The sequence below is a fragment of the Amycolatopsis sp. SID8362 genome (assembly GCF_010550475.1).
In the GTDB taxonomy this organism is placed as follows: Bacteria; Actinomycetota; Actinomycetes; order Mycobacteriales; family Pseudonocardiaceae; genus Amycolatopsis; species Amycolatopsis eburnea.
Genome location: NZ_JAAGNB010000299.1, coordinates 22,334 through 29,150 on the forward strand (window position 1 = coordinate 22,334; position 6,817 = coordinate 29,150).

The following is a 6,817-nucleotide window of genomic DNA, read 5'->3' on the forward strand; positions in this document are numbered from 1 at the left end:
CGGCGCGGACGGCGATCAGCCGAGTCCGTGGATCTTCTTGTACTCCAGGGCGTAGGCGAGCTTGCCGGGCTTGATGTCGCCGTAGGGCTTGCTCAGCTTGCCGAACTCGCCCTTGGCCGGGGCGGCGCCGTCGTTCCAGGCGTCCAGTGCGTCGAGGTCCGCGGCCGTGAAGCCGCTGTCCACCGCGGTGTCCTTGGGCAGGGCGACCATCGCCCGGGTGACGGACTGAACCGTCGCCAGGTAGCTGTCCAGGGCACCGCGGTTCCACGCGCTCAGGTCGACCGGCTTGGCTTCGCGCAGCCAGGCGCCCCAATAGAACTCCTGGAACGGCAGGTCGTTCTGCGCGTAGCCGATGTCGCGGCCGAAGTAGAGCAGGCCGCGGAACCGGTCGTCGCCGAAGTTGGCCAGTCCCACCGACTTCGGGAGCTTGTTCACGGTGACCGGGCCGCCGTCCGCGGCACGCAGCCACACCCATTTGTGCTCCTGCATCCGCGCCCAGAAGTCCTGCCGGGTCAGCGTGCTGTAGTTCGCCAGCACCCGCAGCCGGACGTGCAGGTTCAGGCCGCCGTCGGGGGTTTCGGCGAAGGAGGTCAGCGTGTGGTGCCCGTCGGTGAGGAACGGCTCGCCGCCGGGCCCGATCACGACGGTCTTCATCGCGGCCACGCTGTCCGGCGTCTCCGCGCCGACCGCCAGCTGGCAGGTGAACGAGGCCGGGTCGTCCAGGCGAGCGCCGGGCGCCACCGACGCCGCGGCGATCCGGCCGTCGGCCTCGCACCAGTCGTCGAACTTCTTGTTGACCGCGTCCTTGCCGAGCGTGTAGCGGCCCAGCTTGTAGTAGACCTCGTCGTAGCCCAGCGACGGCTGCGTCGGGTGCACGTCACCGATCCGCACGTCGAGCAGGTCACCGGCACCCGCGCACAAGTACCCGGCATCCGGCGCCGACCTGTGGTCGTGTCCGCAGAACGAAGGCCGCGAGGCCGCCGCACCCGAACTCATCAGCCCGGCACCGGCCGCCGCCGCGACGACGACCGTGAGGAACCGGCCGAACTTGGCGCGAGTACGCATCTTCACCCCAGGGTGGACGAGGGACATCGGCGAGATCCTGCGTGGCCCCGGGGAACACCGCTCGACGGCCGGGTGTCCATCCGGCGACACAGGCATGAACTGACCGGCCGGGAACACCGTGTCCGGTTTTGGCCACTGACCGGGGGACCGAAAACGGCATTTCGGCTGCCGGCCTGCGGCAAACTGTTACATTGCCGACGGGGCCTGTCACTCGGGCGGCGGAGAGGGAGTTCCGGTGGGTTTCGAGGTCGACGTCGCGGACATCAAGGCCGCGGCGGCCAAGCTCGGTGCGGGGACGTCGCCGGCGCTGTCCATCGGCGGCTCGCCGAACGTCGGGAGCACGGCTCGCGCCGGCGGTTTCGCCGGGGACTACGACGTCTGGCTGGCGACGCGCAAGGACGACCTGGACGCCGCGCAGCAGCAGGTCGACACCCTGATCGAGAGCATCCAGACGGCCGCGAAGGGCTACCACAGCACCGATTCCGGGGCCCGCGACGCCTTCCTGAAAGCGCTGGACAGCAGCTTCGGGAGGATCGACCGGTGACGGTGTTCGACAAGATCTACGCGCTCGCCGACCAGGTGGAGAAGGGCAGCACCACCGAACTGGACGACCGCGCCCGGGCCTGCCGGGCCACCAAGGAAACGATCGCCGACACCAAGGCCCTGCTGGAGAGCGTGCGCGTGCAGCTGAGCGAGGCCTGGCAGGGCGGGGCCGGCGAAGCGGCGCTCACCTCGCTCGAAGCGTTCAAGAAGAACCGCGACGACCAGGCCCACGACCTCGAGGAGTCGGCCAAGTCGTTCGAGACGATCCGTGACGCGCTGGCGAAGGCCCAGCAGGAAGCCCGGAACACGCGCGCGAACGCACAGGGCCTCCAGCAGAAGCTCGACCACGGCTGGCACGGCTTCGGGATCCGCCGGGTCGACCTCGCCGTCGCCTGGGCGCAGGACAAGGCCGTCAAGGCGCAGGCCCTCGCCCTGCTGGCCGACCTGGAACGGGTGACCACCACCTACGACGCGATCCTGCTCATCGAGGGCCAGAAGCTGCGGTTCAAGACCGGTCAGGTGTGGGAGCTCGCGGGCTCCGAGAAGCGGAACCTCGCCGAGATCGGCGCGATCATGCTCCGCGAAATACCCGGGCTCCTCGCCTTGCTGAAGAAGTACCCGGAACTGCGGGAGGCGCTGCTCCACCAGGACTGGAACAAGATCATGCAGAACCCCGAGGTCGCGCAGAAGATCTTCGACTACCTCGGCTTCCGGTACAACGAGGAAGGCGGCTTCTTCACCACCGGCGAGCATTCGGTGCAGAGCTACCTGGGCTGGAAAGACTTCTACGACAAGATCGGGCATGCCTTCGGGATGAGGCTCCAGGACACCGGCGAAGACGGCGACAACATGGAGTTCACCGACCCCGAGACCGGGAAGACGTACCGGCTGGAGTTGTGGAAGGGCAAGTACGCGAACCACGCGTTCGGCGGGGAAGTCGGCTTCTACACCAGCGAATCGCCGAACAACAACGGGCACTTCAACGCCGCTCAGGGTGACGACCAGATCAAGGTGACCCAGACGATCTACGACAAGGACACCGGCAAGGTCTACTTCACCAACGACGGCCAGGGCGCCGACGGCACCGACAAGAAGCACTTCTGGAACCTGGCGATCCGCAACGACCCGAACGTGGACGCCGGCGAGCTCCACCTGGCCCAGCGCGCCACGATCGAGGTGCGGGACGTCGGGATGCGCGACCGGATGTACGCCGAGATGGTCCGGTACGCCGCCGCGCACCCCGGCGACCAGCTCACCGTCACGAAGGGTTCCGACCACCCGCCCACGCTGAGCTACGACTGGCGCAAGTGACCCCTACAGCGAGCCGACCGGCTTGAACTCGTACGGCCCGTCGTCCTCCGGCTGCGCCCGGCGAGCCGTGACCGGGTCGTCCAGGCCGGCGAACACGCCATCCACGTCGACCAGCGCGGCGACCTCGTCGGCCACGTGCTGGCCGTGCCGGTCTTCGATGTCTTCCAGGCCCGTGCGCAACGCCTGGGTGGCGGCGCTCCTGGCCTGGTCCCGCAACGCGTTCGCCAGCTCCTCCGGCGATTCGCCGGAACCCCGCCTCGAGTCGGTCATGCCTCCAGCCTAGCCGGACCGGGCCGGGCTCGAGGCCGTTTCCGGGTCAGGCCCGGGACGCCCCGAGGAACCGCAGCACGGCCAGGACTCGGCGGTGGTCCGCGTCGGCGACGGGCAGGTCGAGCTTGGCGAAGATGTTGTTGATGTGCTTAGCCACGGCGCTCTCGCTGACCACCAGCGCCTGCGCGATACCGGCGTTCGAGCGGCCCTCGGCCATCAGGCCGAGCACCTCCCGCTCGCGCGGGGTCAGCCGCGCCAGCGGGTCGCTGTCGCGCCGCAGCAGCAGCTGGGCGACGACCTGCGGGTCCAGGGCCGTGCCCCCGTCCGCCACCCGCCGGACCGCCGCCACGAAGTCGGCGACATCGGCGACCCGCTGCTTGAGCAGGTAGCCCACCCCGCTGGTGTTCGCGGACAGCAGGTCGGCCGCGTACCGCTCCTCCACGTACTGCGAAAGCAAAACCACCGGCGTCCCCGGCCAGCGGCGGCGGATCTCCATCGCCGCCCGCACCCCCTCGTCGGTGAAGCCGGGCGGCATCCGGACGTCGATCAAGGCGAGTCCGGGCCGGTGCTCCGCCACCGCCGCCAGCAATCCCGCCGCGTCGCCGGCTTCCGCGGCGACCTGGAACCCGCCGCTCTCCAGCACCTTGGCCAGGCCGACCCGCAACAACACCGAATCCTCGGCGATCACCGCGCGCACGGCAGCTCCGCGGTGATGGTGGTGGGACCGCCGGCGGGGCTGCTGACGTGGAAGGCCCCGTCGAGGGAGCCGACCCGCTTGGCCAGCCCGGTCAGCCCCGTGCCGTCGGCGTCGGCACCGCCCAGCCCGTCGTCGGTGACGCGCACTCGCAGCACCTCGCCGACCTGACGGACCAGCACCTCGGCACGCATCGCGTTGGCGTGCTTCGTCGCATTGGTCAGCGCCTCGGAGATCACGAAGTACGCGACCGACTCCACGGTGGGCGCCGCCCGCTCGGCCAGGTCGACCCGCAGCCGCACCGGCAGGGGCGTGCGGGCGGCCAGCCCGGACAACGCCGCGTCCAGACCCCGGTCTTCGAGCACGGCCGGGTGCAGCCCCCGCACCAGGTCGTCGAGTTCGGCGATCGCCTCCTTCGCCTCCAAGTGCGCTTTCGCGATCACCTCGCGGGCAGCACCCGGCAGGTCCGGACGGGTGGCCAGGGCCAGGCCCAGGTTGACCGCGAGGGACACCAGCCGCTGCTGGGTGCCGTCGTGCAGGTCGCGCTCGATCCGCCGGCGCTCCGCGTCGACGGCCTCGATCAGGTCGGTCCGGCTCACGGCCAGCTGGTCGACCCGCTCCTGGAGCCGCTGCGCCCGGCTGGGCCCGAGCAGGCCCACCGCCGGCCGAGCCTCGAACCGGGCCACGGCCCGCGCGGTCCACGGCAGGGCGCACAGGAGAAGGAGTCCAGCCGCGGTGTAGGCCGGCAGCTGGGTCAGGTAGCCGAACCAGTCCTGGCGGATTTCGGTGGGCAGCGCCCACGACCAGGCGTAGGCGCTGAAACCCGCCAGGCCCGCCGCTGCCACCGCGAGCACCAGCAGCTCCAGCAGCGCGAGCAGCGGGCCCAGCAGGAGGTGGTAGCCGATCTTGCGCCACGGCCGCGTCGCCGCGAGCCACCGGGCGGTCGAGGCCCACGTCCACTGTCCCGGCGCGGTGAGCCGGGGGACGTCCACACCGATGAGCACCCGGTAGCGGACCCGCTGAACGGCCGTCAGCACCGGGGCGCCGAGCAGGACCAGTGCGGCGGACACGGAAACCGTGAGGAGCCAGTTCCCCGTCCGGTCGGTGGTCGTCGCCGCCCAGGCCCACACGGGCACCAGCGCCAGGTGCGGCAGCACCCCGGCGGCGAGGAACCCGGTGTCCCGCCGCGCCCGCAGGACCGCGCGTCTCAGGCCGGCTGGAATCGTCATGGCACGACGCTAGGGCACCGCGGGAGGACGGGGCCATGAAGCCTGTACCCGATCGCATGGTGAACCTGGTACCACCTCGTCAGTGGTGCGCAGGGCGAGCCATGCGCACAGGCCGGCCAAGGCCAGCTCCGGCACCGCGCAGACGACGGCCTGGGTGAATTCGGCGCCGGCCTGGGCGGTGAGGACGTCGAACCAGGCGTCCATCGCCATGAGCGCCGCGACGGTCGACGCCGGCAGGCGAGCGCGGTCATCACCGACGTGGAGCAGGCGCGCGGTGGTCGCGCAGCCGAGCGCCACAGCCAGGTCGAGCCCGATCCACGCGGCCGGCCAGTGCCGCACCTGCGTGGTCGCGGGCAGGGACCGGCCCAGGACGAACGCCCACGGCACCATGCCCACGGCGACGGTGCCGAGCACCCAGGTCGCCAGGGCACCTGGAGTCCTCGTCGTGAGCAGCGGCATCGTCCGGACGGTCATGGGATTCCTCCACCGAAGTCGTGGTGCTGCCGCCGGTGTCGGCGGCCTCTCGGCGAAACTCTGCCGCCGCGGCCGGCCGAGATCAGTAGCCCAGGGTTCCGACTTCGTGGTGGTGCTGCTTAGAGGGTCCGCAGCGGCTCGCGGCGACCAGGATCGAGGACTTCGAGCAGGCGCGGCCGATGCTGCGGTCGATCGCCTCCCGGATCCTCGGCAGCGTGACCGAGGCCGAGGACGCCGTCCAGGAGAGCTGCTTGCGGTACGGGACTACCAGGATCCGGCGAGGTCCGCGGAACTCGCGGATTCGGTGCCGACGGCGGCACTGGTCCTGCTCGAACGGCTGACTCCGTTGGAACGAGCGGCTTTCGTGCGCACGTGATCGGCCGGCTTCTGGTCCGTGTGGACCGGCGCACGCGGGGAGCGACATCCGTCCTCAGCGGCGGGTGATCACGGACTTCAAGTTCGTGCCGGCCGCCCTAATCACCGACGCGCCGATACATGAAATCCCTTCGGTAATCTGCTGCGCCGATAACTTCACGCGGTCACCGGAATCCTCAAACGATGGTCACCCACCACACCGGACAGTGCAATCACCCCGGTGGGTGATCGCGTCCACCAGCACGAACACCGGCCGACAACGCGATCAAACCGTTACGCGCGAACACCTTGCCGCGACGTATCTTTTCGAGACGGTCGATGATCGACATCGGCCGGCGGGAACACCGGAGCCTCGGCCCCCGGCAACCGAGCCGCATTCACAATGCTCACCCAATCAAAAACTCTGACGCGAATTTCCTTTTCGGAAATTCATCTCCCCATTCGTCGAAGGGTTCCTCATGCCGGCTGCCATCAGAACGTTGTCCGCGGGTGTCCCGAACAGCCACCGCTATCTCCTGTTCCCCCCGGCCGGCGGCACCACCGGCATGTTCCGGCACATCGCGGACGTCGCGTCCGGAGCCGAGGTCCAGGCCGTGGAGTACCCCGGCCGGGGCGACCGGCTGGGCGCCCGCCCGCCCGCTTCGCTCGAGGAGCTGGCCGAGCAGGTGACCGGCGAGGTGCTGCGCCAGGATCCCGAGCAGGTGCGGCGGACCCTCGTCATCGGGTTCAGCATGGGCGCGTTCGTCGCGTTCGAGGTGGTCCAGCGGCTGCGCACCCGCTGCGGGCCCACGCCCGCGGCGATCGTGGTCGTCGGGGCGCCGGCGCCGGACCGGCGGGTCCGCGGGCGCTACGCGCG

9 protein-coding genes are annotated in these 6,817 nt (G+C 70.4%); 4 read left to right on the plus strand and 5 right to left on the minus strand.

Features of this window, described 5'->3' with window-relative positions:
- Positions 1-15 precede the first annotated feature (15 nt).
- Complete coding sequence (locus G3I65_RS10070) at positions 16-1,092, minus strand: ParB/Srx family N-terminal domain-containing protein (RefSeq protein WP_239070958.1); 1,077 nt, start codon at positions 1,090-1,092, stop codon at positions 16-18.
- Between the two features lie 208 nt (positions 1,093-1,300).
- Here G3I65_RS10070 and G3I65_RS10075 point away from each other — a divergent pair, with 208 nt between their 5' ends.
- A complete protein-coding gene (locus G3I65_RS10075) occupies positions 1,301-1,609 on the plus strand; it encodes a hypothetical protein (protein ID WP_160695855.1) in 309 nt (102 codons plus the stop codon).
- Complete coding sequence (locus tag G3I65_RS58760; RefSeq protein ID WP_160695856.1) at positions 1,606-2,919, plus strand: DUF4474 domain-containing protein; 1,314 nt, start codon at positions 1,606-1,608, stop codon at positions 2,917-2,919. Before G3I65_RS10075 ends, G3I65_RS58760 begins: the two co-directional genes overlap by 4 nt.
- Positions 2,920-2,922: 3 nt before the next feature.
- Here the strand turns inward: G3I65_RS58760 and G3I65_RS10085 are convergent, their stop codons facing one another.
- The 4 genes from G3I65_RS10085 to G3I65_RS10100 are packed head-to-tail and all read right to left on the minus strand — an operon-like array spanning position 2,923 to position 5,586.
- Positions 2,923-3,189: a hypothetical protein gene (locus G3I65_RS10085; RefSeq protein WP_160695857.1), complete on the minus strand. Its 267-nt coding sequence runs from the start codon at positions 3,187-3,189 to the stop codon at positions 2,923-2,925.
- 46 nt (positions 3,190-3,235) lie between these two features.
- Positions 3,236-3,886 carry a response regulator transcription factor gene (locus G3I65_RS10090; protein WP_160695858.1) on the minus strand — a complete coding sequence of 217 codons (651 nt, stop codon included), beginning with the start codon at positions 3,884-3,886 and terminating at the stop codon, positions 3,236-3,238.
- Positions 3,874-5,112, minus strand: coding sequence for a sensor histidine kinase (locus tag G3I65_RS57190; RefSeq protein ID WP_160695859.1), 1,239 nt, complete (start codon positions 5,110-5,112; stop codon positions 3,874-3,876). Before G3I65_RS57190 ends, G3I65_RS10090 begins: the two co-directional genes overlap by 13 nt.
- A 9-nt stretch (positions 5,113-5,121) precedes the next feature.
- Positions 5,122-5,586 carry a hypothetical protein gene (locus G3I65_RS10100; protein WP_160695860.1) on the minus strand — a complete coding sequence of 155 codons (465 nt, stop codon included), beginning with the start codon at positions 5,584-5,586 and terminating at the stop codon, positions 5,122-5,124.
- Between the two features lie 179 nt (positions 5,587-5,765).
- Here G3I65_RS10100 and G3I65_RS10105 point away from each other — a divergent pair, with 179 nt between their 5' ends.
- On the plus strand, positions 5,766-5,927 hold the full coding sequence (locus G3I65_RS10105; RefSeq protein WP_239070959.1) for a sigma factor: 162 nt from the start codon (positions 5,766-5,768) through the stop codon (positions 5,925-5,927).
- A 492-nt stretch (positions 5,928-6,419) separates the two neighbouring features.
- A partial coding sequence (locus tag G3I65_RS10110) for a thioesterase II family protein (RefSeq protein ID WP_160695861.1) occupies positions 6,420-6,817 on the plus strand: 398 nt, incomplete at its 3' end.